The sequence below is a fragment of the Kitasatospora sp. NA04385 genome (assembly GCF_013364235.1).
GTDB lineage: Bacteria > Actinomycetota > Actinomycetes > Streptomycetales > Streptomycetaceae > Kitasatospora.
The window spans coordinates 615,378-638,736 of record NZ_CP054919.1 but is presented as its reverse complement, the minus strand read 5'-3'; the positions used below and the strand labels follow the sequence as shown (position 1 = coordinate 638,736).

The window sequence follows — 23,359 nt, the reverse complement described above, 5'->3', positions numbered from 1 at the left end:
ACGACTCAGCGAGGCGGCGGGGGAGGGGGAGGCGGCGGGCCGCCCGGGGGCGGGTCGTACGGGGGACGCCGGTCGGCGGCCGCCGCGAGCAGCCGGTCGCGGTGGTTCCGGGCGGGCAGGTAGCCGGCCAGGAACGCCAGCGCGACGACGCCGAGGACCGCCGCGAGCACCGGGGCGCCGGGCGCCAGGGCCGCCGCGACGACGCCGAGCCCGCCGCCGATCACCAGCAGCCCCGCCGGGTGGTGGTCGGCGCGGACCTGTTCGGCGGTGGCCCGGGGCATCCGGTCGGCCGCCGGTCGCAGCGGCCCGCAGCCGGGGAGCCAGCCCGGCGGGGTCCAGGGCGCCGGGGCGCCGGTGTGCGGGGAGGTCCACGGCACCGGGGCGGGCGCGCCGGGACGCAGGTCCGGGGCGCGCATCCAGGCCGCCCGGGCCCGCGCGACCGGGTCCTGGTCGAGCACCGCGAGCATCCGCTTGTGGTGGGTGCGGCCGACCTGCCGGAGCTGCTCCAGCCGGTAGCCGTAGAGCCAGCACAGCCAGCGCAGCCCGGGCTCGTCCAGGGTGAAGGAGTTGAGCAGTTCGTCGACCGTGCCCCGGCCGTCGAGCAGTAGGGCGGTGCGGGTCAGGTCCATGCAGGCTCCCCGGGGGCGGGCCCCGGCCGGGCGGGGGAAGCGGGCCCCGGCCCGGCCGGGAGGGTGGTCCGGCGCACCGTCAGTTCCCGCCCCGGGCGGCCTTGTCCTTCTCCGAGCCGTCGTGCCAGGCGTTGTCCAGGCCGACCAGCAGCGGGCCGCCGAGCAGGAGTTCGCCCCACTGGCCGCCGTCCCGGGGGAGGAACTGCTGGAGCCCGCTGGCGTCCTGGGACCAGCCGCTCAGCGAGATGCCGGTGGCGCCGAGGGCGACGCCGTTGCCGATCGTCTCCCGGGCGAACAGCGAGGCGGCGAGCTTCCCGGTCTTGCCGACCTCGCCGATGACCGGGACCATGCCCATCACGTCGACCGCGAAGCTCAGCGGGGGCACGTCCGCCCCGGCCGCCGCCGCCACGCCGTGGGTGACCAGGGCGGCGCCGGACAGGCCCATGGAGACGGCGTTCAGCGCGGCCGCACCGACCTCCAGCGGCGGGAACACCAGGCCCGCGCCGGCCAGGGCGATCGAGCCGAGGCCGACCAGGGTGCTCGCGTTGGAGAGCAGGTCGCCGACCGCCGCGATGGCGTTCGCGTGCGCCTTGGCCCACTCCATGGCGTCCTTGGCCAGCTGGATGTGCGCCTGGGCGACCTGCTTCACGCTGTCCATCAGCTTGGCGAACCAGCCCGGCCCGTCGGGCGCCTGCTCGCCGGCCCGGGCCACCACCCGAGCGGCCTCCTGGGCCAGCTGGTCGTGCTCGGCGCGCAGCGCCTCGGCCCGGGCGACGATGCCCTGCAAGTCGGCGTCGGCGGCCCGGAGTTCGGCGTCGGCCTTGCGCAGCCGGGTCTCGGCGTCCGCGAGCTGCTCGTCGTCCATGAACAGCACCCCGGCCAGCTTCAGGTCCGGGTTGTCGGCGGCCCGGTCGCGCCGGGCCTTGGCCGCCCGGGCCTGCTCCTCCTGGTCGGCGGCGGTGCGCTGCAGACCGGCGAGCTGGTCGCGCCAGCCCGCCAGTGCGGTGTACGCGGAGTCGAACGAGGCGTGGGCGACGTCCAGTTGGCCCGGCAGCTTGGCGATCCGGGCGGAGAACGCGTCCGCCGCCTCGCCCTGCCAGGCGCCGCCGCCGCAGGACGCCCGGTTCACGCTGACCCGGGCGTCCTCCAGCTCGCGCGCGGCCTGCTGGAGGTCCCGGACCAGTTCGTCGATGCCCGGCAGGTTGCCGGGTGCGGGGTCGAAGCCCAGCGCGTCGAAGCCGTCGCGGTCGGTCGGTGCGGCCCATCCGGGCATCAGGATCGACATCAGACGGCCTCCCCCGCCATCACCCGGCGCACCAGCTCGTCGGTCTCCCGGTACGCCCGCACGGTCACGTCCAGGCCCTCGCTGATCGCGTGCAGCGTCTCGTTGAGCTGCTTCAGCCCGTACTTCCAGTCCTCGGCGAACGAGGCGCAGGCACCGTCCAGCGCGCGGTGCCCGGTCACCTGGGGGGAGGTCCGCCCCAGGGCGTGCATCGCCCCGCCCATGCTGTTGTTCGCCTCGGCGAGCTCCTTCGACACCAGGCCGAGTTCGTCGACCTCCACCTGGAACGTTCCCTGAGCCACGGCTCCCCCATCGTTTCCCCGTACCGCCCCGACCGGACCGTCGGGTCCGTCGGGTCGGCGCAATTCGGGGAAGCCTACCCGCAATTGCCGCGGTGGCGGGATCCTGGGTGTTTCCTGCGAATCCGGTCGGAATTCACCGGATGTGGGGAGGGAGAGTGAGATCGGCCAACTGCACTGGTGGTAGCGGGAGTTGAAGGTGAGCGGCGAATGCCCCGGCGCCGGGCGCCCGGGCGGGAGCGGGGCGGGCGGGGCATTCCGGGTCCGGGTGCGGACGGTCCTTCCCGGCGGAAGTCCGCGGGGGTCGACCGGCCGCTATCCGCTTTGTCCTGACGGAACCTCCACTTGACCTGTCCTTGAACCGGCGGGCCGGGCCCGGGACTTCCGCCCGCCGGGCGGGTGCCTCGGCGCGTGGAACCCGGCGCGTGAACCTCTCCGTGCGTGAACCCCAGTGCGTGAACCTCTCAGTGCGTGAACCTCAGTGCGTGAAGCGGTGGCGCGGGCGGCCGCGCGTGGGCCGGGTGGCGGTGGACCCGCCGGTGGTGGCGGTGGACCCGCCGGTGGTGTAGCCGTCGGCGGCCGGGTCGTCGGTGCGCTCCGGTACCACCGCGGCGTCCGCCGGGACGGCCCGGCGGTGGCGGCGGTGCATCCGCAGCCCGCCGCCGACCAGCGCCAGGCCGGCGCAGAAGAGCAGGGCGAGGGCCAGACCGGCCAGGAAGGCCCCCAGGGTGCTCATGGTGGCGATCTGGTGGCCGAGCACGGTGACGCCGGTCTCGGGGCCGCCGCCGAGGTTGTCGGCGATCAGCAGGCCGGCGAACGCGCCGGACGCGGCGAACAGCAGGATTCCGAGCAGCAGCATGGTTCAGGTCCTTTCGCTTGCTCCGATGCTCCTGGTCGGCGGGCGTCTGCCCAGCGGGCCCCGGAACGAATCAGCCCCGGTCCGCCGACCGGCCGCGCGGCGAGGTCCCGCCACGCGGCAGGCCGGCGGCCCGCATCCGCCGATGCGGGCCGCCGGCCTGCCGTGGCTCTCTGCCGGTGCCGTCTGCCGGTGCTCTCTGCTGGTGCCGTCTGCCGGTTCGTTCTCCGCCGGTGGGCGGTGCGGCGGCCCGCGCCCGCCGGTGCGGGCCGCCGGTCGCCCGTCGGCGTCCGTCAGTGGGCGGGCACGTGCACCGGGCTGTTGTGGTAGCCGGCGATCAGCCAGCGGCTGTCGCGCTTCTCCAGCGCCCAGGTCGCGTAGACCTTCCGGTCCTCGGGGACTTCGCTCGCCCCGTCGAACAGGATGCCCGACTCGTTGACCACGAGTGCGGCGTCCCGGCCCAGGAAGCGGACGCCGAGCGTGCGGTTCCAGGTCGAGGTGGACTTCAGCGGGCCGGCGAAGGCCCGGGCCATGTCCGCCCGGACGGCCTCGCGGCCGTCGCGCAGCGAGCCGGGCAGGATGGCGGTGGCGTCCGCCGTGTAGTCGGCGACCATCGCCTCGGCGTCCCCGGCCTCCCAGGCCCGGTAGGACGCGGCCAGTACGGCCTGGATCGCGGCGACGTCCGCCGCACGGTTGTCCGACATCGGAGTTCTCCCTCGCGCTCGTTCTCGGTCGGCCCCACCGGGTCCGGGGGGCTCACCGGTACGTACCGGCGGCGCGCGGGAAATTCATCGCGGCTCCGGGAGGATTTTCGCCCGGAGCCGCGGCGGACGGCGGCGGGGCGCCGGTCAGAGCTCCTTGATCCGCGTCCTGAGCAGGCAGAAGACGTTGCCCTCCGGGTCGGCCAGGACGTGCCAGGACTCCTCGCCGGTCTGGCCGATGTCGGCCGGGCGGGCGCCGAGGGAGAGCAGGCGCTCCAGTTCGGCGTCCTGGTCGCGGTCGGTGGCGCTGACGTCGATGTGCAGGCGCGGCAGGCCCGGGTGCGGCTCGGCCTCGGGGCTCAGGAAGAGGGTCGGCTGCGCGCCGCCGAAGCCCTCGCGCGGGCCGATCTCGATGCCGCCGTCGGCCGTGCGGTCGAGCACCACGAAGTCCAGCACCTCGCACCAGAAGCGCGCCAGCACCTCGGGTTCGCGGCAGCCCAGGACGAGTTCACTGATCCGGCACGCCATCGGCGGCACCTGCTTCCGGTAGGGGGCGTCGACGGGTCCGCCTACCCCGGGCCGGGCGCCCGTACGCGTCACCCGGGCGCCCGTACGCGTCGGCCGCCCGGCCCGTTCGGTGTCGCGTCACAGGCCGTGGCGGCGGCTCGACTCCTCGGACTGGGCCAGGCGGCGGAGGTTGAGCAGGACGGGTTCGAACAGGACGGCCGAGGCGACGGCGTACTCGGCCCGCTCGCGGTCGGTGGGCAGCAGGTCGGTCCGGTCGAGGTCGTGGACGGCGGCCTGCTCCATGGTGCGGGCGTAGGGCAGCAGGTCGTCGGCGCCGAGCGGGTAGCCGAGCCGGTGCAGGGTGGCCAGGGTGGAGACCAGGGCGCGGTGGGCGGGGGAGAGGGCGCCGAGTTCGCGGGCGGTGGACCAGCCGAGGCGGTCCAGCAGTTCGTCCACCAGCAGCAGCGCGGCGGCCCGGGACGGGTCCTCGACGTCCGGCGGGGTGCCGGGGGTCTCCTCGGCGGGGTGCGGCAGGGCCCAGAGCGCGGCGCCGAGCCGGACGGTGCGGCCCAGCGAGTCGTCGTCGACGTGCGCCAGCACCTCCCGGACGGTGGCCACCGGAATCCGCCCCACCTGGATCATCGCCCGCACCAGGCGCAGCCGCCGCAGGTGGGACTCGTCGTACTCGGACTGGGTGGCGTTGATCCGGCGGCCGGGCGGGAGCAGCCCCTCGCGCAGGTAGTACTTGACCGTGGCGAGCGGCACGCCGCTCCGTTCGCCGAGATCCGCCAGGCGCATGCCCTTGTGCCCTCCGTTGATGAGTGCCACTATCCAATGAAGTTGGTGAGCGGGGCTATCCAATCATGGGAGGGCCCGGCGACGACGAGGGGGAACACCGTGCGCGCGAAACCGATGCCCGGCCGGACGACCGCCGCCGCGGAGGGGGACGTCGTCCTCTTCCTGACCGGCATGCGGATCAACCACTTCCGGGGCCCGCACCACTGGCTGCCGGTGTTCCTCGCGATGCCGCGGATGCTGCGCGAACTCTCCCGCGACCCGGAGAGCGGGCTGCTCGGGTACCGGCTGCTGCTCGGCTCGCCGCGCACCTTCTACGTGGTCCAGTACTGGGAGTCGGTGGAGAAGCTGCTCGCCTACGCCACCGCCGCCGACAAGCTGCACCGCCCGGCCTGGGCGACGGTCAACCGGCTGGAGCGCAAGTCCCGCCAGCACGTGGGCATCTGGCACGAGACGTACGTCGTCCCGCCGGGCAACTACGAGTCCATCTACGGCGACATGCCCCCCTACGGCCTCGCCGCCGCCACCGGCGTCCTCCCGATCGAACGGCGCGGCCGCACCGCCCGCGACCGCCTCGCGCACGGGGGTCACCTCGCGCACGGAGGCCACCTCGCGCACGGGGGTCACCTGGCGCACGGCGGCGGCGCGGGGCGCGGGGACGGTGCGGTGCACGGGGACGGCGCGGCGCACGGCGGCTGATCGGGCGTCACCCCGGGTTCCCCGGGACCGGCCGAGCGCCGGGCGCGGCGGGCGCGGGTCGGGGCCTCAGCCGCGGATCACGGACATCAGCCAGAACAGCGGCAGCACGACGACGCCCAGGACGCACACCAGGAACAGGATCGCCAGCCAGGCGAAGACGTAGCCGTCGCCGCTCGCGGCGCGTCCCTTGCGGGCGCAGGCCAGCAGCCACACGGCGGGCATGCCCAGGGTGGAGGCCATCCACCCGCTGAAGGCGAGATACTCCCCGGCGGCGACCGGCGAGGGCGCGTAGGCCCGGCCGCCGACCTCCCGGACGTCCAGCCGGCCGCCGACCCGGTACGCATCGGGGGCGCCGCGCAGCACCATCGGCCGCGACGGCGCCCCGACCGGGGACGAGGGCGTGTAGCGGCCCTCGCAGCTGACGTCGGTGCTCTCGAACTCCTCGTGACAGTGGGAGGCCGTGTAGCTGCCGGTCGGCCCCAACAGGCCGCTCATCGCGAGCGCCTGACCGCCCAGCAGCAGCCAGGTCGCCACCGCCACGGCCGCCAGCCACAGCACGGCGAACCCGCCCGCCGCCCGCCACGGCCAGGTCGGCCCCAGCCACCGGACCCAGCCCATCCGACCCCCCGCCCCCGGATCATTCCGCCGCAGGGCGCCCTACCCGGCCCGGCCGCGCCGGAACCCCGCAACTGCCCGTCCGTGCCCGGTCGTTGCCCAGCCGTTGCCCGGCTTCCCGACCGGCGCGGCGCTCGGCCGGTCGGGGAGGCGGCCCGGTCAGGGCCGCCGGGGCCCTTAGGGGATCGGGCTGGGCTGCGGAGTGGGCTCGGGAGACGGGTCGGGGCCGGGCCCCGGCGGCTGCGGGTCCGGAACCGGGTCGGGTCGGCCGGGGCCGGGCGGGCCCGGGTTCGGCGGCTGCGGGTCGGGCGGGTCGGTCGGGCGGGGCGGCGCGTCCGGCGGCTCAGGCGGTCGGACGTCCGGGTCGACGGGCATCGGAATGGTCATCGCGGTCGTCGTGGTCGCTGCGGTCGTCGTGGTCATCGCCGGTCACCGTCCCAGTGCGTGTTCGAGCTGGCCCTTGTTCATCTTCGAGCGGCCCTTGATCCCGCGCTGCCGCGCCTCGTTGTACAGCTGCTCGTACGTCGGCCCCCCGGCCCCGCGGTGCGAGCGCTTGCCGCCCCGGTGCCCGGAGGAGACGTCGTGCGTGGAGCTGCGGCTGGCCGTGCGGCTCTCGCCGTGCCGGGCGCGCTCCTTGTTGACGGTGCGGGCGGCGATCTCGGTGGCGCGCTCCCGGCTGGCGCCGCGCTCCAGCTCGCTCTCCTTGATGTGCTCGTACTGGCGTTCCCGCTTGGGGCTCGATCCGGCGGGCATGGTGGGACTCCTTTCGTCGCCGGACAGGTCACCCGACGCGCATACCCGTCCCGGGAGGGCCGAACCAGAGGGAATCGGGTGAATCCGGTTCGGAACGGCCGGGCAGGGGTAGGAACAGGAGGCCGCACCGAGCGCACACCGCTCGGCGCGGCCGACCCCAGGGGTCGCCACATCACGGTATGTGAGCAGAGAGTCGCGAGCCCAGAGCCGCGAGTCGTGCGCCGCGTGCCGGGAGCCGTCGCCTGAAGAAGCCGGGTTCCACGGTTCTCCGCCCGCCCCGCCGCCGACCCGACGCCGCGCGGCCCGCCGCGTGCACCGGACGGTCCCCACCGCCCGGCACGCGGTGCGCCCCGTCCGCCGGGTCGCCGAGGCAGGCCCCCACCGTACCCGGGAGATGACTCCCCGTGACCACTACGCCCACCCTCGCGACCGCCGCCGAACCGGTCGAGGTCGACCCGATGCACCGGCCCACCCGGCGCGAGATGCGCGCCATGGGCAAGTACGAGGCCCGCCGGCTCAGCGACGCGCTGTTCCACCGGCTCGCCGAACTACCCCCCGAGGACCCCGCCCACAGCTACGTCCGGGGCACCCTGATCGAGCTGAACATGCCGCTGGTGCGGTTCGTCGCCGCCCGGTTCCGGCACCGCCCCGAGGACCTCGACGACATCATCCAGGTCGGCACCGTCGGCCTGATCAAGGCCGTCGACGGCTTCGACCCGGACCGCGGCGTCGAGTTCGTCACCTACGCGATCCCCACCATCTCCGGCGAGATCAAGCGCTTCTTCCGCGACACCTCCTGGCCGCTGCGCGTCCCGCGCAGCGTGCAGGAACGCTACCTGGCGGCCGTCCACGCCTCCGACCGGCTCGAACAGTCCCTCGGCCGGCTGCCCGACACCGCCGAACTCGCCGCGGAACTCCACGTCACCGAGGAGGAGGCCGCCGAGGGCCTGGAAGCCGGACGGCTGTGCCGCTGCGACTCGCTCGACTCGCTGCGCGACGACGACCCCGACGACGCCGGCAGCGCCCTGGTCAACCGGCTCGGCAGCTGCGACCCGGAACTGGAGGTCGCCGAACTCCGGGTGATGGCCAAGCCCTTCCTCAACCAACTGCCCGAACGCGAGCGCACCGTCCTGCTGCTGCGCTTCTGGGGCGGGCTCACCCAGAGCGAGATCGCCGCCGAGATCGGCGTCTCCCAGATGCACGTCTCGCGCATCCTCGCCACCACCCTCGCCGGACTGCGCGAGCACATCGAGGGGACGGCCGCCGACACGGCCGCCCGGGCCGGGGCCGCTGATTGAGCTCCGGTCCGCCCGGGTAGCCGCGAGGCTGGTGGGACGGCCGCGGACCCGGTGGTCGTCCAGGGGCGGCGGACCGGGAGCGGAGGGGCCCCGGAGCGGAAGAGCCCGGGCGGAAGGAACTCGACACCCGTACGGCAGGAGGTGTGCGATCCGTGGACGCGCAACCGGTCACCGGCCCCGGCGCCCTGCTCACCGTCGCGCTGCGCCGCCCGCCCGGAGCGCTGGTGGTGCGGCCCGAGGGCGAACTCGACCACGACAGCGTCGGCCCGCTGCGCGAAGTCCTGGAGCGGGCCGTCGCCGACCCGCCCGCACGGCTGGTGCTGGACTGCGGCGGCCTGGCCTTCTGCGACTCCACCGGCCTCAACCTGCTGCTGCGCGCCCAGGCCGCCGCCAACCGGGCCGGCCTGCCGCTGATGCTGGCCGCGCCCGGGCCGGTGGTCGCCCGGATGCTGGAGATCACCGGCGCGAACGAGGTGCTGGACGTGCACCCCGACGTCGAGCAGGCGCTGGCGGCGCCGGTGCCGGACGCGAGGGCGGACGTGGTGCCGGACCCGGGGACGGGTGCGGATACGGGTGCGGGTACGGGCCCGGGGGCGGAGGCGGGGCCGCCGCCCGGTGCGGGCGGTGTGGACGATGCGATCGGAGCCCCGTGATGACCGCCCGCCCGGCCCACCCGGCCCACCGACCCGTCGGCAGCTCCGTCGGCCGTCCCGTCCGGCCGCGGCGGCCCGACACCGACCGGCGCGACCTGTCGCTGACCGGCGCGCCCGGCACCGTCGCGCGGGGCCGGGAGTTCGCCCGCGACGCGCTGCGGGCCTGGGGCTGGCTGCCCGCGCCGGACGCCGACACCCGGGCCGTCGCCGAGGACGTGCTGCTGATGACCAGCGAACTGGTCACCAATGCTTGCCAGCACGCCGCCGGCCCCTACCTGCTGGAACTGACCAGGTACGGACCGCTGCTGCGGGTCGCCGTCCGGGACGCCGACGACCGGCCGCCGGTGCTGCGTCCGCCCCGGTCACCCGCCCGGCCCGGCGGGTACGGGCTGCGGGTGGTCGACCGGCTGGCCACCGCCTGGGGCAGCGAGCCGCTGGCGGGCGGCGGCAAGACGGTGTGGCTGGAGATCGTCCGTCCTCCGGCGGAACCCTGAACGCGGAATTGCCACAGTCGAAGCAACGAGCGGTCCCGTTCGCCGGGGCCGCGCCGGGCGTGCTCGGTGAGGTCTCCGGCGTGTGCAACGACATGACGGAGCGGCTGGCCCGGCTGAACGCCGAGGTGACCCGGGTGACCCGCGAGGTCGGCACCGCGCCCGTCCCGCTCGCCGCCCTGCCCGCGCACGTCCACCCCGACGACGAGCAGACCGTCCGCCGGATGGTCAACTCGGCCGTGGGCAACGGGCGTCCGGGCTCCGCGGTGTTCCGGATGCGGCACCTCAGCAGCTACACCCACTACGTCCGGCTGGTCGCCGAACCCGTCCCCGACCCGAGCGGGCGCACCGCCGCCGTCCGCGGCGCCTTCCAGGACGTCCCCGCCCAGCACTGGACCGGGACCGCGCTCGCCGCCACCACCGAGAGCCTCGCCGACAGCCGCCAGGAGTCCGCCGAACGCCACCTGCTCGCCCTGCGCCTGCAACAGGCCGTCCTGCCGCCCGACCGCACCTCCCGCCCGCTCCCGGTGCCGCACGGCATCCTGCTCGGCGCCACCGAGCACCCCGACTACCGGGAGCACCACCTCGCCATGCGCCCCGGCGACGTCCTGCTGCTCCACACCGACGGCCTGATCGAACGGCGCGACCGGTCCGTCGAGGAGCCGCTCGACCACCTCACCCGCACCCTCGCCGAACCCGCCGCCGACCTCGACGCGCTGCTCGACCGCGCCCTGACCACCAGCACCGCCGACACCGACGACGACACCTGTCTGATCGCCGTCGAGGTGCTCGCCGCCGAACCGGGCGAAAACGTTTGAGTCCGGACGAACCGGTCAGACGCCCGGCAGACCCGCAGCGGGTCGGCGGCCGCCGTCCGTCCCCCTCTCGGCGGCCGCCCGTGGACCGAGGAGGTGACCACCGTGCTCGCGATGCTGTTGGTGCTGCTGCTGATCGTCATCCTGTTCGGCGCGGGATTCGCCGTGAAGGTGCTGTGGTGGATCGCACTCGCCGTGCTGATTCTCTGGCTGATCGGCTTCGTCGCCCGGGGTGCCGGGACCGGCGGCCGCCGCTCGCGCTGGTACCGATGGTGACCCTCCCCGGCCGCCCGCCGTACGAGCCACTGAACGAAACGGAGGAGAACGCATGAGCATGGTCCAGGAGACCATCGAGGTGGACGTCCCCCTGCACACCGCGTACGACCAGTGGACGCAGTTCGAGGACTTCCCCCGCTTCATGGACGGCGTCGAGGAGGTCGTGCAGATCGACGAGCGCCACAACCACTGGCGCACGAAGATCGCCGGCGTGACCCGGGAGTTCGACACCGAGATCGTCGACCAGCTGCCGGACCAGAAGATCGCCTGGCGGACCGTCGGCGGTGACGTCCAGCAGATGGGCACGGTCAGCTTCGCCCGGCTGGACGACGCCCGCTGCGAGGTCCGCCTGGCGATGGACTACGACCCGCAGGGCATGGCCGAACACGCCGCCGACACCATGGGCATGATCGACCGCCGGGTCCGCGGCGACCTCGGCCGCTTCAAGTCCTTCATCGAGGACCGCGGCGTTGAGAGCGGCGGTTGGCGCGGACGGATCACTCCTGCCTGACCCGCCCGACCGCACCCCGGCGCCGCCCCGCACCCTTCAGCGGGGCGGCGCAGCCGTGCCTGCCCGCGCCTCAAGAAAGCGGCCTCGCAGAACGGACGGTCGGACTCGGACGGTCGGACCCGGTCAGCAAATGGTGACGGGAGGTCAGGAAGCGTTCGGCACCGGCGTTCCCGGCACCCGGCGGGCCCGACAGCCAGTACGCTCGTCGTCCCGGTCGGCGCCGGGGTGCCGGGGCCGGCCCGACCCCCACCCGCCCCCGGCCGGGCGGGCACCGAGACGCACCGGGAGCCGCCGCGGACCGTCGCAGTTTCGTGGGCTTCGGCGCCGCCTCGCTGGCCGCGCTCGCCGTACCGGGCGGCGCCACCGAACCGGGACGGCTGGCGGCGCTGTTCGGTGGCACCCGGGTCGACGCGGACTTCGTTGCCTGGCTGGAGCAGGGCGGCCACGCCCTGGCCGCCCTGCCCACCGAGCAGCGCGCCCGCACCCACCGCCGGATGGACGCCCAACTCGCCACCGTCCGCAGCCTGATCAGCACCGGCCGGTACGACGAACGCACCGGACGGCGCCTGCACCGGCTGGCCGCAACCCTCGCCACCACCTGCGGCTGGCACCGCTTCGACCAGGGCCGCCACCTCGCCGCCGGACACCCGTGGGAACTCGCCCTGCAGCCCGCGCACGCCGCCGACGACCGCGACCGCTGCGCCGGCGTCCTCGCCGACGCCGCCTACCGGGCCACCTGGCTCGGCCGCCCCGCAGCCGCCGTCGATCGACTCGACTACGCCCTCAGCGGCACCCGCCACCCCACCGCCGCGCCCTGCTGCTGCTCCGCCGGGCCCGCGCCCACGCCGCCCTCGGCGACCGGGCCGCCTGCCGACGCGACCTGACCGCCGCCGAGCACGCGCTCACTGCCCCCACCCCCGACCCGGCCCCCGCCTGGTGCCGCTGGACGGGCCCCGCCGACCTCGCCGTCGACTCCGGCCGCTGCCTGCCCTGGCCCGGCACCGCGGCCTGTCCGGCGTCCCGGACCTGCTGGAGCGGATCGCCGCCGCCTGAACCCGGCCTGAACCCGCAGCGTGACCGCCCGGTGTACGGCGCGTGGGGTGCGGTGCCGTGCGTGGCGCGCGGACGCGGGTGCATCGTGACCAGGTGTGCGTGCGCGCGCACCGGGCAGACGCGTCCGCGGCACGTCCGGAGGTTCCGGACACACGGCCGGACGACGGAGGTCGAGATGTCCGCACCGCAACGCCGTACCGCAGCCGCCGGGGGGTCCGCCGGAGGGTCCGGCACCATCGAGACCGACGTCCCGGCCCGGCTGGACCGGCTCCCGTGGTCACCCTGGCACTGGCGCATCCTGATCGGCCTGGGCACCGTCTGGATCCTGGACGGCCTGGAAGTCACCATCGTCGGCAACCTGGCCGCCCGCCTCGCCGAACCCGGCAGCGGCATCGCGATCAGCACCGCCCAGGTCACCACCGTCGCCGCCGCGATCTACGTGGCGGGCGCCTGCTGCGGCGCGCTGTTCTTCGGCTGGCTGACCGACCGGCTGGGCCGCAAGAAGCTGTTCATGCTGACCCTGGCCGTCTACCTGCTCGCGACGGGCGTCACCGCGCTGTCCTGGACGCCCTGGTTCTTCTTCGTCTGCCGGTTCTTCACCGGCTTCGGCATCGGCGGCGAGTACGCGGCCATCAACTCGGCGATCGACGAGCTGATCCCGGCCCGGGTGCGCGGCCGGGTCGACCTGATCGTCAACGGCAGCTTCTGGATCGGCGCGGCGCTCGGCGCGTTCGCCTCCATCGCGCTGCTGAACACCTCGCTGTTCGCCACCGACGTCGGCTGGCGGCTGGCGTTCGGGATCGGCGTGGTGCTCGGCCTGGTGATCCTGCTGGTCCGCCGGCACGTCCCGGAGAGCCCGCGCTGGCTGTTCACGCACGGCAAGGGCGAGGAGGCGGAGGAGATCGTCCGCGACGCCGAGGCGATCGTCGAACGCGAGACCGGCAAGCCGCTGCCACCGGTGGACGAGCCGCCGATCCGGATTCGCGAACGCGGCCCGATCGGCTTCGTCACCATCGCCCGCACCCTGGTCTCCACCTATCCGCGGCGCACGATCCTCGGCCTGTCGCTGTTCATCGGGCAGTCCTTCCTCTACAACTCGATCACCTTCGGGTACGCGGTGATCCTCACCCAGTTCTTCGACGTCCCGGCGGGCGACACCGGCTACTACTTCGCGGTGATCGCGGTCGGCAACTTCCTCGGGCCGGTGCTGCTCGGCCACTTCTTCGACTCGGTCGGCCGCAAGCCGATGATCGCGGGCAGCTACATCGGCTCCGGCGTCCTGCTGTTCGGCACCGCCTGGCTGTTCCAGAACGGCTCGCTGAGCGCCACCACCATGACGGCCTGCTGGACGGCCGTGCTGTTCTTCGCCTCCGCCGGGGCCAGCGCCGCGTACCTGACGGTCAGCGAGATCTTCCCGCTGGAGACGCGCGCCCTGTGCATCGCCTTCTTCTACGCCGTCGGCACGGCGGCCGGCGGCATCTCCGGCCCCCTGCTCTTCAACGGCCTGGTCAGCAGCGGCGTGGTCGGCGACGCCACGCTCGCGTTCTGCATCGGCGCGGCCCTGATGACCGCCGCGGGCGTGGTCGAGGCCTTCCTCGGCGTCCAGGCCGAACGCCGCAGCCTGGAGTCGCTGGCCGCCCCGCTCAGCCAGGTCGAACGCGCCGACGCCACCTCCTCCTGACCCACCGGACGCGGACCGACCGGGGGCCCTTCCCCGGTCGGTCCCCGGGCCGTCCTCGGGCGTTTCCCGGTCGGTCTCCGGGCGATCGGCGTCCGGGTAAAGGAACGGTCATCGGTCGTCAATCAGGGATTCACCGGGCTCCGGCCGCGATTCCGTGAACGATCAAGTCCGTAGCTGGCGGTGGGTCACCCGGTGCGAGCCTTGAGACTGCGGGGACGGGTGGTACGGGATCTTCCAGGCATGCATCAGGGCCAGTACGATGCACCTGGCATCCCGTCGGTCGTAGCCTGCCGCCGCACGGATTTCGCTGATCGCTCCTTCCAGGTCCCTTTGCCGGATGAGCGAACGAGCGCGCTCTTGAGTAGAGCGGGGGACTGGAAGCTTCAGGGCCCGGACGATGTCGGGATCCCAGTTCTGCCTCCGCGCGCGCCAGGACCGCAGCATCGGCCCGATGGGTGATCTCACTGTGCCCCGCTCCCGAGCCTGTAGCCGCCTGCATCAGCCGTTCCTTGATGAGAGTACGGATCCGCAGGAGACGGAACCAGGCCCGGCCGTAGCGGAGAAAGCCGACGAAGGAGCACATCGGCGCGGGGACGTTCTGCTCGGCCTGGTCGGTCCAGTTCGGCAGGAGGGCGCCGAGGCGATCGGCCGTCAGGTCCTGGAAGCATCGGGCCAGGCCCGGGTGCCGATCTCGGTTTTGCGGACTGCCCAGAAGCTCTCGGCGGCGGCGTTGTCGTAGCACGAGCCGGTGCGTCCGAGCACGAGCCGGTGCGTCCGGTGCTCGCCCGCATGCCCAACCTGGGTATCTCGCCGCGGAATTGATTCGAGGTGTGTTCGCTTTCGCGGTCGCTGTGCGCAATGCAGCCGGGTTCCAGGCGGCCGAGTCCGTGGGCCATGTGCAGGGCGTCGACGTGCAGGGCGTCGACGACCAGATCGGCCCGGTGGTGGTCGGCCATCGCGTAACCGACAACCTCACGGGTGGCCAGGTCCAGCCAGCAGGCCAGGTAGAGCCGGCCCTCGCCGGTGGGCAGATAGGTGACGTCGCCGACCAGGCGGGTTCCGGGACGGTCTGCGGTGAAGTCGCGGCCGATCAGGTCCGGTGCCGGCCGGACCTGGCTGTCCGGGCGGGTCGGCGACCGGCGACAGCGACGGGTTGCTCCGGTGATGCCGTGTTCGCGCATGAGCCGTTCCACACGCTTGCGGTTCACGCCGTGGCCCAGCCGTCGGAGCTCGGCGTGAACACCCGGAACGCCGTGGTCGCTCCTGGAGGTGAGGTGGACCACCCTGATCTCGTGCGCGAGCGCGTCATCGGCCCGACGACACGCCCTTCGCGCCTCCTCGCCCTCGGCCCAGGCGTAGAAGCAGGAACGGGGCACGCCGAGAATACGGCACAGCAAGGCGACCGGATGGTTGGCCTCCTCCGCCCCGATGAACCGGTAGACCTCGTTCACCGGTCGCTCTCCCGCGCGAAGAAGGCCGTCGATTTTTTCAGGACTTCGATGGTCTTCTGCTGTTCGAGGTTCTGCCGGCGCAGGCGACGCAGTTCCTCGTGCTCGGTGCTGGTCAGCTCGCCCGGGACGCCCTCACCGCGGTCGATCGAGTACCGCTTGCCCTGCTTGTTGCTCACCTGGCTCTACTTCCTCTGGAACCTCACGTCCCAGTCTCCAGGTGTCCGGGTCCACGAGGAAGCTTCACACCATCGCCTACCCCGAGCGCACCGGCAAGCCGCCCGGGTAGAGCTTGCTGCCACCAGCAACCCGCCGCTCCAGGTTCTTCATCCAGCGCCGCAAGCCCCCCGGCCAGGGCGCGGCCCACTTGGAGGCGTTGATGCCGTGAAGCTCTGGTTTTCATCAAATGGCTTCACTGTCTTGGTAGTTGAACCAATACTGACAGTAAGTTCGGGCGTTCGACGCAGATCCTGGAGGTACGTCGCGCGGATTCTCCCGCAGTTCGGACGCCTGCGCCGATCCGGTTCCTCGCTGACGAAACGTGAGAGGTCTCATGAGCAACAAGGGTGTTCCGGACAGCACGTGGTCCGGGGTGGCTGGCCCGGAGCCAAAGACTCGGATGCGGCGATTGCGCGTGATCGTCCCGCTCGCGGGCTTCCTGGCCGTCCTCATCGCAGGGTTGGCGTGGTGGCAGTGGCCCTCGGACGCTGACAGCGTGGGCCCAGTGGCTGGCACGGTCCAGGCAGCCGTGCTCTCCTCGAAGGAGGTCAGTGCCGCCGTCGGGGAGACGCTGAACAGCGAGACCCGTGCGAGCAGGCCCGCAAACCTGCTGCAAGCCGACCCGCCGGAATGCTCCGTGGCAGTTGGCCCCGCGACCATGGCCGTCTACGAGGGTGGCTGGACGGCCTTCCTGACGGTGGTGCACCAGGATTCCGCCGCCGCCCCGGAGCACACCGCGACCCAGACCGTAGGCCGCTATGCGACCGCGGATCAGGCCCGCTCTGCGCTCGAGAATCTCTCCGAGGGAATCAATGCCTGCAAGAGCGCCGTACGCGCCGCCTCTGACGGCGGTACCACGACGAAGTGGACCTACAGGGTGGAGGGTTCCACGGCGGACACGCTGCAGTGGACTGCCACACAGGACCAGGCCGGGGGATGGTCCTGCTACCGGGAAGCCCGGCTGAAGTCGTCGACACTCCTTCAGGTCGCAGTCTGCGAGGTGGGCGACGGTCGCACGGCAGCCCACTCGATCGCCGACCGGATCGCGGGGCGGGTGCAGTGACGAAGCGGATGCGCCGCCTGCCGACGCTCGCCCTGACGGTCCTCCTGACCTTGCTCACCTTCATCGCGCCGGCCCGGGCCGCCGCCGGTTCGTCCGAGGTGAGCGGGGCCGCGATCGAACCCCTCGCCACCGGCGCCGCCTACCCCGCCTCCCTCAACGCACGGATCAGGGAGTTCGACCAGCAGCTTTCCGCCCTGCCCACCCAGAAGGACCTCGACGACCAGCAGAGCGCGCTCGACAAACGGACCGCCGCGTACAACGAGCAATCCCGTGCAGTACTGGACGCCCTCGATGCCAACGACCGGAAGATCGACGTCCACAACGCCGAGGTCGCCCAGTACCCCGACGGCGCACCGCCGTCGGTCGCCGACGCACTCAACGCCGAAGCCGAGGCCATCAACGGCGAACAGCAGCGACTCAAGGACCAGGCCGGGAAGATCGCCGACGAGGGCGACTCGATCAAAGCCGACCAGAAAGCCCTGGACGGCCGGAAGTCGGACCTGGAAACCAAACGCAGCACCCTGCGCACCACCCGCGGAACCCTGATCGGAGAGATGGCGACCGCCCTGGTAGCCCTGCTCGCCCCACCGCCGCCGGGTGCAGGTCGAGCGGACGGGGGAGACCAGGCCCACTCCGCTGCCGCGGCGCCCCAGGTCGACGGCGGCGACAGTGTTTCGGGTGCCACCTCGGGCAAGCCATTGGACCAGTACGCCGATCACAGCGGCGAGAAGGTGGACAAACGGCCGGTCACCGCCGTCGTGGACCCGGACGCCGTATCCAGGGTGAGTGCCGACGACGCGGGCGCCCTCCCGCCGGTGCGGTTCTACAACGGGCTGGTCAAGAAGTCCGACGGCACGTACCGCGCCCTGTACTTGAGCAGCCCCGACCAGAAGCCGACCAAGGCCGAGACAGCGTTCGACGACACCGTCAGCCGGGGCGCAGCCGGCGTCGCATTCGTCGACGGCAAGAAGTTCCTCATCACCGATGTCCAGCCGGTTGACGCGCCCACCTCGCCCCAGCCCGACCAGCAGGTCCGCAACCTGGCCCTCGGGCTGTCGTCCGGAGGAGTCAAGGGCTTCGCAGAGGAGCACGGCTTCGAGCACCTGATGAGGAGGGACATCACGAGAGCGGAGCTGCGCCGAGAAACCCTCGGCCGGCTGAACTCACCGAACTACCAGATCCACTTCTCACTCAAGGACATGAGCAAGACGGACTACCCCAATATTCTGCTCCGCGGCTACACGTGGGAGAAAGACTCCAGGTGGAGGGGAAAGGTCCCGCAAGCCGACGGCAAGATCCTCCCGTTCGCCGAGAAGTGGGAGTTCGCTCCGAGCGTCACCGACTGGGAGCTTTACATGGTTCATACCCTGCCGGGCGTTCTCGAACGGACCACCTTCTACGACGAAAACGGCAACGTCATGGCGAGCAGCCCCTTCCTCCCCTACTTGGCTCAGCTGCCCCAGTAGCAGTACCGAGTGCCGGAGACCGGCGACGCAGTCCACATGTCGGCCATCGGCGGGCTCCGGAATCGAGTGCGACACCAGCGCCCGGCCGGGACGATGGGCGCGGACGCGCCCATCGCCGTGACCGAGACACCACTCGTGGGCATCGGCCTTCGACTGTGCGTGGACCCGAGGAGGGGTGACCGAACCGGCACACGAGAACACCAGCAACCGCCGACCGACCGTGCGGGTTCTCAGCGATCAACGTCCAGGAATCCGGGAACCCGCGCGTTTTCCACGGCACCGACCTCAAGTTCTACGTGCCGAAGCCGTCAGGAGGCAACGGCAACAACGCGGTCGTCGAGTTCTCGGCCCGGGGCCGCTGACGCAGGAGCGCGCGGGAGCGTCCCGAGTGGGGGTTCGGGGCGCTCCCGCGCACGGCCCGACGTCCCGACGGCGCGTCAGCCGTCAGCCGCCTGGCGTCCGGTGTGCGGGCATGCGGTGCGCGGCGTCAGGAGAACGTGAACCAGTTGAGGTTGACGAAGTCGGCGCTCTGACCGCTGCTGAAGGTCAGGTACACGGTCTGGACGCCGGTGATCCGGCTCAGGTCGGCCGGGACGGTCTTCCAGGTCTGCCAGCCGCCGGTGTTGCCGACGGCGAAGCTGCCGACGGGGGTGGCGGTGGGGCTGCCCAGTCGGACCTGGACCAGCCCGCTGACCCCGGCCGCCGCGCCGGACGCCACCCGGGCGTCGATCCGGGTCGCGCCGGTGGAGCCGAAGTCGAGCGAGTAGCGCAGCCAGTCGCCGTTGGCCAGCCAGCCGACGTCCGTACCGCCCCCGGTGTCCGAGCAGACCTCGGTCTGCGCGCCCGACTGGGCGGCGTACGACTCGGCCTGCACGGTGGCGAACGCGCTGCCGCCGCCACCGCCGCCGCTGGGCGACGGGCTGGGGGTGGTGGTGCCGCCCCCGCCACCGGCCAGGCCGCCTACGGTGATCACCCAGCGGGTCGGTGCGCCGGACTGCACCTTGCCCTCGAAGTCGACGCCCGCCGGGTGGACGTCGTCGTACGGGAAGGCGTAGCCCAGGCCGTCGGGCGTGGTGGAGTGCAGGATCCGGGCGTAGTGGTTGGTGCGGGCCTGGGTGTAGAAGGCGGCCGGGTTCTCGCCGGTGGGCTGGTTGGCGTTGCCGAGCAGCGTGGTGCGGTTGAACGCGGCGGCCAGCCGGGCGCTCAGGTTGCCCATCAGGTCGTTGCCGGTGGTGAACGGCGCGTCGCTGCAGGAGAAGATGGCGAGCGTGGACGGCTTGGCGAACGAACCGGCGCCCGGGAAGGTGAGCGTGTTGCCGCTGACCCGGCCGGTGAACGCGCCCCAGGTGTACTGGGTGTCGATCCGCAGGTCGGTGCCGGCGTACTTGCTCCACACCTGGTCGACGTACGGCTCGAAGTAGCCGCTGAACAGGGAGCTGTTGCCGCGGATCGCCAGGTTGGGCGCGAGCACCCGCAGGTCGGAGCCGGAGCGGTTGACGACCAGCTTGCTCCAGTCCGAGCCGTCGGCGGTGGACTGGGCGCGCAGCGCGGACGCGACCCGGGCCAGGCCGTCCGAGGGCAGGCCGCGCACGGTCTGGGTGGCGCCGCCGGAGACCTCCAGCTGGAAGGCGATCGGCAGGCAGACCATGTCGACGAAGGTGATGTTGCCGAACAACTGGTCGTTGTTGAAGGTGAATTCGCAGAAGTCGTGCCGGACGTCGATGTTCGGGTCGGACGGGTTGACCACCGAGGGCAGGGCCAGCCCGCCGCCGCGGTTCATCAGGAAGGTCAGCTTGGCGCCGACCGAGAAGTAGATCCGCCCGCTGTCCAGGTGCGGCAGCGTCACCCGGCGCGGCGCGGCCCCCGAGGCGTTCAGCGCGATCGCGCAGTCCACGCCCAGCGGCGTCTGGTCGTTGGCCGGGTTCGGCGGGTGGTACAGGCTGGAGCCGTTCGCCTGCAGGAAGGCCCACCCGCCGCCGGTCGCCGGGTCGCGGCCGACCACGTACGCGTAGACGGTGTTGCTGCCGGTGGTGTTGGCGAGGTCGAGCGGCAGCGTCGCGGGCGTCTGCGCCTGGGCCTGTCCGCCGATCGCCAGGTAGCCGGCGGGCAGGGCGAGCGCGGCGGCGGCCAGCAGGGTGCGGCGGGAGACCTTCGCCGCGTGACGGGGCATCATGGTGTGGGGGAATCCTCTCGGGTGGGGAGGGCTGTGGGGCGCGGCCGGCCGGTGGCAGGTGCGAGGGACGGCCGGCCGCGCTGGGGAGGGGCCGGTGGGGGCGCGGCCCTTGGCTTGGGGGTGCGGGTGCGGGAGCGGGATGCAGGGAGCGTGGAGTGGGGTGCGGGCGGGTTGGTGGCGCGTCATCGGTGAGGCGTCATCCGTGTCGCCGCATCCGTGGTGTCGCATCGATGTCCGGTCATTGGTGTCGGGTCACCGATGATGTTGCACCGGTGACCCGTCATCGTTGCTGGAGCATCGATGACGTCGCATCGATGTGATGGCATCGATAGCGCGACATGGGTGACGTGGCATCAGTGCCGCGACATCGATGTCGGGGTATCGATGACGCGACATCGGCGATGCAACATCGGTGACGCGGCATCAGTGCCACGACATCGGTGATGCAACATCAGTGATGCGACACCAGTGACACAGCATCAGTGGCGCGACATCAGCCGAGCGTCCACTTCTGCGCGCCCGAGCCGTTGCAGGTCCACAGCTGGAGCCGGGTGCCGTCGGCCGCCGAGCCGTTGGGGGAGTCCAGGCACTTGCCGGAGCCGGGGTTCAGGAAGTCGTTGCCGGAGCGGTGCGTCCACTGCTGGGCGCTGGTGCCGTTGCAGGTGTAGAGCTGGATGACCGCGCCGTCGTTGTGGGAGGCGGCGGCGACGTCCAGGCACTTGCCGAGGGCGCGGACGGTGCCGTCGGTGCCGACCGTCCACTGCTGGGCGGCATTGCCGGTGCAGTTGTGCAGCTGGATGGGGGTGCTGTCGGCGCTGGAGGCGCCCGCCACGTCCACGCACATGCCGCCGGGGCCGGTGATCCGTCCGGTGTAGCTGCCGCCGGTGCTGCCGCCCCAGGTGGTGGTGTGGACGTAGTCGACGACCATGGTCTGCGGGTAGGTGGAGGAGCCGTCGGGGTTGCCGGGCCAGTCGCCGCCCACCGCGAGGTTGAGGATCAGGAAGAACGGGTGGTCGAAGACCCAGCGGTTGCCGCCCAGGTCGGCGGGGGTGCGGGTCTGGTAGGCGGTGCCGTCCACGGACCAGGTGATGGCGGTGGGGCTCCAGTCGACGGCGAAGGTGTGGAAGGCGTCGGCGAAGGACTGCCCGCCGGGCAGGCTGTACGGTGCGCCGATGCCGGCCGCGCCGGAGTAGCCGGGGCCGTGGATGGTGCCGTGCACGGTGCCGGGCTCGCGGCCGATGTTCTCCATGATGTCGAGCTCGCCGCTGTTGGGCCAACCGACCGTGCCGAGGTCGTTGCCGAGCATCCAGAACGCGGGCCAGATGCCCTGCCCGCGCGGGATCTTGATCCGGGACTCGAAGTGCCCGTACGCCTGGGTGAAGGTGCGGGAGGTGTTCAGCCGGGCCGAGGTGTACTGACAGGTGCCGTACCAGCAGGACAGGCCGGCGTCGGTGCTGCGCTTGGCGGTGATGACCAGGTGGCCCTGGCCGTCCAGCGCGGCGTTCGAGGCGCCCGCCGTGTAGTACTGCAGCTCGTGGTTGCCGTTGCCCGAACCGCCGGTCTCCATCGTCCACTTGCCGGGGTCGACGGCCGAACCGGCCGGCCCGTCGAAGTCGTCGCCCCAGTTGGTGGCGGCCACCGGTGCGGCGGCGAGCGCGGTGGTGGCGGGGGCGGAGCCGGTGGGGGAGGAGCCGAAGGGGACGGCGGCGACCAGGGCGGTGGCGAGGAGGAGCACGAATCCGCCGAGGGGCCAACGGCGCGTGCGTGGGGCAGCAGCCATGGAGGAATCCTTTGCTTGAGAGCGCTCTCTTCGGCGGGGCGCCTCCGCCGGTAGGCCTGAATCGTACGGACGTGATATCGGCATGGCAATGTCAAAGAACGGCTGATTTTCCGGACCTTTGGCCGCAACTCGCCTTCAGCTCTTGAAACCTGAGGCTGGATTGACCGCCAGTGGCTCGTGAGAGCGCTCTCTCACCCCCTCGCCGCCTTCAGGGAGGCGCACTGGGCGTCGCTCCGGGCGGCATGTAAGGTAACCCTTGCCTAACTGATCGGGGCGGCGAGGCGAGGGTGGGAGGCAAGTGGTGGCCGGACTGTGCGTGCGACCGTCGGGCGGAGGTCCCGACCTCCTGTCCTGTCTGGCCGGCCTGCGGGCGCACCGGGGCGCGACGGTGGTGCTGAAGTTCGGCGGGAACGCCATGGTGGACCGGGAGTTGAAGGAGTCCTTCGCCCGCTGCGTGGTGCTGCTGCGGTACGCCGGGCTGCGTCCGGTGGTGGTGCACGGCGGCGGTCCGCAGATCGACGCGCACCTGCGCCGGCTCGGGGTGAGTGCCCCGTTCGCGGGCGGGCTGCGGGTGACCACGCCCGAGGTGATGGACGAGGTCCGGATGGTGCTGGCCGGTCAGGTGCAGCGCGAACTGGTCGGGCTGATCAACGCGCACGGCCCGTTCGCGGTCGGCCTGACCGGTGAGGACGCGGGCACCCTGGCCGCCGTCAAACGCTGGGGCCGGGCCGACGGGCGGCCGGTCGACCTGGGACGGGTCGGCGAGGTCGCCGAGGTGCGCACCGGATTGCTGGCGGCGCTGCTCGCGGACGGCCGGATTCCGGTGGTGTCCTCGATCGCCCCCGCCGCCGACCGCTCCGACGGCGCCGTCTACAACGTGAACGCCGACACGGCCGCCGCCGCGGTGGCCGGTGCGCTCGGCGCGAGATCGCTGCTGATGCTCACCGACGTGCCTGGCCTGTACCGGAGTTGGCCCCCGGAGGGCGGTCCGATCGAGCAGTTGACGGCGGACGAGCTGGCCCGGATGCTGCCCGATCTGGCGGGCGGCATGGTGCCCAAGATGACGGCCTGCCTGGCGGCGCTGCGCGCCGGGGTCGGCGAGGCGCGGGTGCTGGACGGGCGGGTGCCCGACGCGGTGCTGCGGGCGTTCGGCCCGGCCGCGCCCGGCACCAGGGTGGTGCGCGGCCCGGCGGTGCGGGTGGAGGCGGACGTCGATGCGGACGCGGATGCGGATGCGGATGCGGCTGCGGACGTGGGCGGGCTGTTCGCCGTCCGGTAGCCGGGTCCGGGTCCGGG

General features: G+C 72.8%; 25 protein-coding genes. 12 read left to right on the top strand and 13 right to left on the bottom strand.

Annotation, left to right across the window (positions count from 1 at the left end):
- Positions 1–5: 5 nt before the first annotated feature.
- The 7 genes from HUT16_RS02760 to HUT16_RS02730 form a co-directional block, all read right to left on the bottom strand.
- Positions 6–629 (bottom strand): hypothetical protein, encoded by a 624-nt coding sequence (locus HUT16_RS02760; RefSeq protein WP_176185109.1) that lies wholly within the window; start codon positions 627–629, stop codon positions 6–8.
- 79 nt (positions 630–708) lie between these two features.
- Positions 709–1,914: a putative T7SS-secreted protein gene (locus HUT16_RS02755; RefSeq protein WP_176185107.1), complete on the bottom strand. Its 1,206-nt coding sequence runs from the start codon at positions 1,912–1,914 to the stop codon at positions 709–711.
- Positions 1,914–2,213, bottom strand: a complete 300-nt coding sequence (locus HUT16_RS02750; RefSeq protein ID WP_176185105.1) for a hypothetical protein — start codon at positions 2,211–2,213, stop codon at positions 1,914–1,916. Before HUT16_RS02750 ends, HUT16_RS02755 begins: the two co-directional genes overlap by 1 nt.
- 475 nt (positions 2,214–2,688) lie before the next feature.
- Positions 2,689–3,069 (bottom strand): hypothetical protein, encoded by a 381-nt coding sequence (locus HUT16_RS02745; protein WP_176185103.1) that lies wholly within the window; start codon positions 3,067–3,069, stop codon positions 2,689–2,691.
- Positions 3,070–3,359: 290 nt separating this feature from the next.
- The gene (locus HUT16_RS02740; RefSeq protein WP_176185101.1) at positions 3,360–3,770 is read right to left on the bottom strand and encodes an SgcJ/EcaC family oxidoreductase; all 411 of its coding nucleotides are present in this window, start codon (positions 3,768–3,770) and stop codon (positions 3,360–3,362) included.
- A 144-nt stretch (positions 3,771–3,914) separates the two neighbouring features.
- On the bottom strand, positions 3,915–4,295 hold the full coding sequence (locus HUT16_RS02735; protein ID WP_176185099.1) for a VOC family protein: 381 nt from the start codon (positions 4,293–4,295) through the stop codon (positions 3,915–3,917).
- Positions 4,296–4,412: 117 nt separating this feature from the next.
- Positions 4,413–5,072: a MerR family transcriptional regulator gene (locus HUT16_RS02730; protein WP_176185097.1), complete on the bottom strand. Its 660-nt coding sequence runs from the start codon at positions 5,070–5,072 to the stop codon at positions 4,413–4,415.
- Between the two features lie 114 nt (positions 5,073–5,186).
- Between HUT16_RS02730 and HUT16_RS02725 the strand changes: the two genes are divergently transcribed.
- Positions 5,187–5,768 (top strand): DUF4188 domain-containing protein, encoded by a 582-nt coding sequence (locus HUT16_RS02725; RefSeq protein ID WP_176192447.1) that lies wholly within the window; start codon positions 5,187–5,189, stop codon positions 5,766–5,768.
- A gap of 66 nt (positions 5,769–5,834) precedes the next feature.
- Here HUT16_RS02725 and HUT16_RS02720 read toward each other — a convergent pair whose 3' ends face one another.
- Together HUT16_RS02720 and HUT16_RS02715 are read right to left on the bottom strand one after the other, a co-directional pair.
- Positions 5,835–6,386 (bottom strand): hypothetical protein, encoded by a 552-nt coding sequence (locus HUT16_RS02720; RefSeq protein ID WP_176185095.1) that lies wholly within the window; start codon positions 6,384–6,386, stop codon positions 5,835–5,837.
- A gap of 426 nt (positions 6,387–6,812) precedes the next feature.
- A complete protein-coding gene (locus tag HUT16_RS02715; RefSeq protein ID WP_176185093.1) occupies positions 6,813–7,136 on the bottom strand; it encodes a plasmid stabilization protein in 324 nt (107 codons plus the stop codon).
- 404 nt (positions 7,137–7,540) lie between these two features.
- Here HUT16_RS02715 and HUT16_RS02710 point away from each other — a divergent pair, with 404 nt between their 5' ends.
- The 8 genes from HUT16_RS02710 to HUT16_RS02675 all read left to right on the top strand — a co-directional run bounded on the left by HUT16_RS02710 (position 7,541) and on the right by HUT16_RS02675 (position 13,914).
- Positions 7,541–8,434, top strand: a complete 894-nt coding sequence (locus HUT16_RS02710; protein ID WP_303392060.1) for a SigB/SigF/SigG family RNA polymerase sigma factor — start codon at positions 7,541–7,543, stop codon at positions 8,432–8,434.
- Between the two features lie 152 nt (positions 8,435–8,586).
- Entirely contained in the window at positions 8,587–9,087 is a 501-nt protein-coding gene (locus tag HUT16_RS39620; RefSeq protein WP_368662665.1) for an STAS domain-containing protein, read from the top strand.
- Positions 9,087–9,581 carry an ATP-binding protein gene (locus HUT16_RS02700; protein WP_176185091.1) on the top strand — a complete coding sequence of 165 codons (495 nt, stop codon included), beginning with the start codon at positions 9,087–9,089 and terminating at the stop codon, positions 9,579–9,581. Before HUT16_RS39620 ends, HUT16_RS02700 begins: the two co-directional genes overlap by 1 nt.
- An 80-nt stretch (positions 9,582–9,661) precedes the next feature.
- Complete coding sequence (locus HUT16_RS02695) at positions 9,662–10,396, top strand: SpoIIE family protein phosphatase (protein ID WP_176185089.1); 735 nt, start codon at positions 9,662–9,664, stop codon at positions 10,394–10,396.
- Positions 10,397–10,498: 102 nt separating this feature from the next.
- Entirely contained in the window at positions 10,499–10,669 is a 171-nt protein-coding gene (locus HUT16_RS02690; RefSeq protein ID WP_176192444.1) for a hydrophobic protein, read from the top strand.
- A 52-nt stretch (positions 10,670–10,721) separates the two neighbouring features.
- Positions 10,722–11,180, top strand: a complete 459-nt coding sequence (locus HUT16_RS02685) for an SRPBCC family protein (protein ID WP_176185087.1) — start codon at positions 10,722–10,724, stop codon at positions 11,178–11,180.
- Positions 11,181–11,491: 311 nt separating this feature from the next.
- Positions 11,492–12,064 (top strand): hypothetical protein, encoded by a 573-nt coding sequence (locus HUT16_RS02680; protein ID WP_176185085.1) that lies wholly within the window; start codon positions 11,492–11,494, stop codon positions 12,062–12,064.
- 344 nt (positions 12,065–12,408) lie between these two features.
- Entirely contained in the window at positions 12,409–13,914 is a 1,506-nt protein-coding gene (locus HUT16_RS02675) for an MFS transporter (RefSeq protein WP_176185083.1), read from the top strand.
- Positions 13,915–14,375: 461 nt separating this feature from the next.
- Here HUT16_RS02675 and HUT16_RS02670 read toward each other — a convergent pair whose 3' ends face one another.
- Both HUT16_RS02670 and HUT16_RS02665 read right to left on the bottom strand, forming a co-directional pair.
- Positions 14,376–15,365 (bottom strand): IS3 family transposase, encoded by a 990-nt coding sequence (locus HUT16_RS02670; RefSeq protein WP_176185081.1) that lies wholly within the window; start codon positions 15,363–15,365, stop codon positions 14,376–14,378.
- On the bottom strand, positions 15,362–15,541 hold the full coding sequence (locus HUT16_RS02665; protein ID WP_176184152.1) for a hypothetical protein: 180 nt from the start codon (positions 15,539–15,541) through the stop codon (positions 15,362–15,364). The genes HUT16_RS02670 and HUT16_RS02665 overlap by 4 nt, the downstream gene beginning before the upstream one ends.
- Positions 15,542–15,996: 455 nt before the next feature.
- Between HUT16_RS02665 and HUT16_RS02660 the strand changes: the two genes are divergently transcribed.
- Both HUT16_RS02660 and HUT16_RS02655 read left to right on the top strand, forming a co-directional pair.
- A complete protein-coding gene (locus HUT16_RS02660; RefSeq protein WP_254898229.1) occupies positions 15,997–16,644 on the top strand; it encodes a sensor domain-containing protein in 648 nt (215 codons plus the stop codon).
- Positions 16,641–18,110, top strand: a complete 1,470-nt coding sequence (locus HUT16_RS02655; RefSeq protein WP_176185077.1) for a hypothetical protein — start codon at positions 16,641–16,643, stop codon at positions 18,108–18,110. The genes HUT16_RS02660 and HUT16_RS02655 overlap by 4 nt, the downstream gene beginning before the upstream one ends.
- A gap of 487 nt (positions 18,111–18,597) precedes the next feature.
- Here HUT16_RS02655 and HUT16_RS02650 read toward each other — a convergent pair whose 3' ends face one another.
- Both HUT16_RS02650 and HUT16_RS02645 read right to left on the bottom strand, forming a co-directional pair.
- Positions 18,598–20,283, bottom strand: coding sequence for a beta-1,3-glucanase family protein (locus HUT16_RS02650; RefSeq protein ID WP_254897604.1), 1,686 nt, complete (start codon positions 20,281–20,283; stop codon positions 18,598–18,600).
- Positions 20,284–20,776: 493 nt separating this feature from the next.
- The gene (locus tag HUT16_RS02645) at positions 20,777–22,063 is read right to left on the bottom strand and encodes a glycoside hydrolase family 16 protein (RefSeq protein WP_176185075.1); all 1,287 of its coding nucleotides are present in this window, start codon (positions 22,061–22,063) and stop codon (positions 20,777–20,779) included.
- A gap of 346 nt (positions 22,064–22,409) precedes the next feature.
- On the opposite strand from HUT16_RS02645, the gene argB reads away from it, so the two are divergent.
- Entirely contained in the window at positions 22,410–23,342 is a 933-nt protein-coding gene (argB, locus tag HUT16_RS02640) for an acetylglutamate kinase (RefSeq protein ID WP_254898228.1), read from the top strand.
- Positions 23,343–23,359 lie beyond the last annotated feature (17 nt).

Bases quoted from the DNA above. Each gene is read 5' to 3' on its own strand.
- HUT16_RS02760 (WP_176185109.1), bottom strand. From the start codon at position 629: ATGGACCTGACCCGCACCGCCCTACTGCTCGACGGCCGGGGCACGGTC.
- HUT16_RS02755 (WP_176185107.1), bottom strand. From the start codon at position 1,914: ATGTCGATCCTGATGCCCGGATGGGCCGCACCGACCGACCGCGACGGC.
- HUT16_RS02745 (WP_176185103.1), bottom strand. From the start codon at position 3,069: ATGCTGCTGCTCGGAATCCTGCTGTTCGCCGCGTCCGGCGCGTTCGCC.
- HUT16_RS02740 (WP_176185101.1), bottom strand. From the start codon at position 3,770: ATGTCGGACAACCGTGCGGCGGACGTCGCCGCGATCCAGGCCGTACTG.
- HUT16_RS02735 (WP_176185099.1), bottom strand. From the start codon at position 4,295: ATGGCGTGCCGGATCAGTGAACTCGTCCTGGGCTGCCGCGAACCCGAG.
- HUT16_RS02730 (WP_176185097.1), bottom strand. From the start codon at position 5,072: ATGCGCCTGGCGGATCTCGGCGAACGGAGCGGCGTGCCGCTCGCCACG.
- HUT16_RS02725 (WP_176192447.1), top strand. From the start codon at position 5,187: ATGCCCGGCCGGACGACCGCCGCCGCGGAGGGGGACGTCGTCCTCTTC.
- HUT16_RS02720 (WP_176185095.1), bottom strand. From the start codon at position 6,386: ATGGGCTGGGTCCGGTGGCTGGGGCCGACCTGGCCGTGGCGGGCGGCG.
- HUT16_RS02715 (WP_176185093.1), bottom strand. From the start codon at position 7,136: ATGCCCGCCGGATCGAGCCCCAAGCGGGAACGCCAGTACGAGCACATC.
- HUT16_RS02700 (WP_176185091.1), top strand. From the start codon at position 9,087: ATGACCGCCCGCCCGGCCCACCCGGCCCACCGACCCGTCGGCAGCTCC.
- HUT16_RS02685 (WP_176185087.1), top strand. From the start codon at position 10,722: ATGAGCATGGTCCAGGAGACCATCGAGGTGGACGTCCCCCTGCACACC.
- HUT16_RS02675 (WP_176185083.1), top strand. From the start codon at position 12,409: ATGTCCGCACCGCAACGCCGTACCGCAGCCGCCGGGGGGTCCGCCGGA.
- HUT16_RS02650 (WP_254897604.1), bottom strand. From the start codon at position 20,283: ATGATGCCCCGTCACGCGGCGAAGGTCTCCCGCCGCACCCTGCTGGCC.
- HUT16_RS02645 (WP_176185075.1), bottom strand. From the start codon at position 22,063: ATGGCTGCTGCCCCACGCACGCGCCGTTGGCCCCTCGGCGGATTCGTG.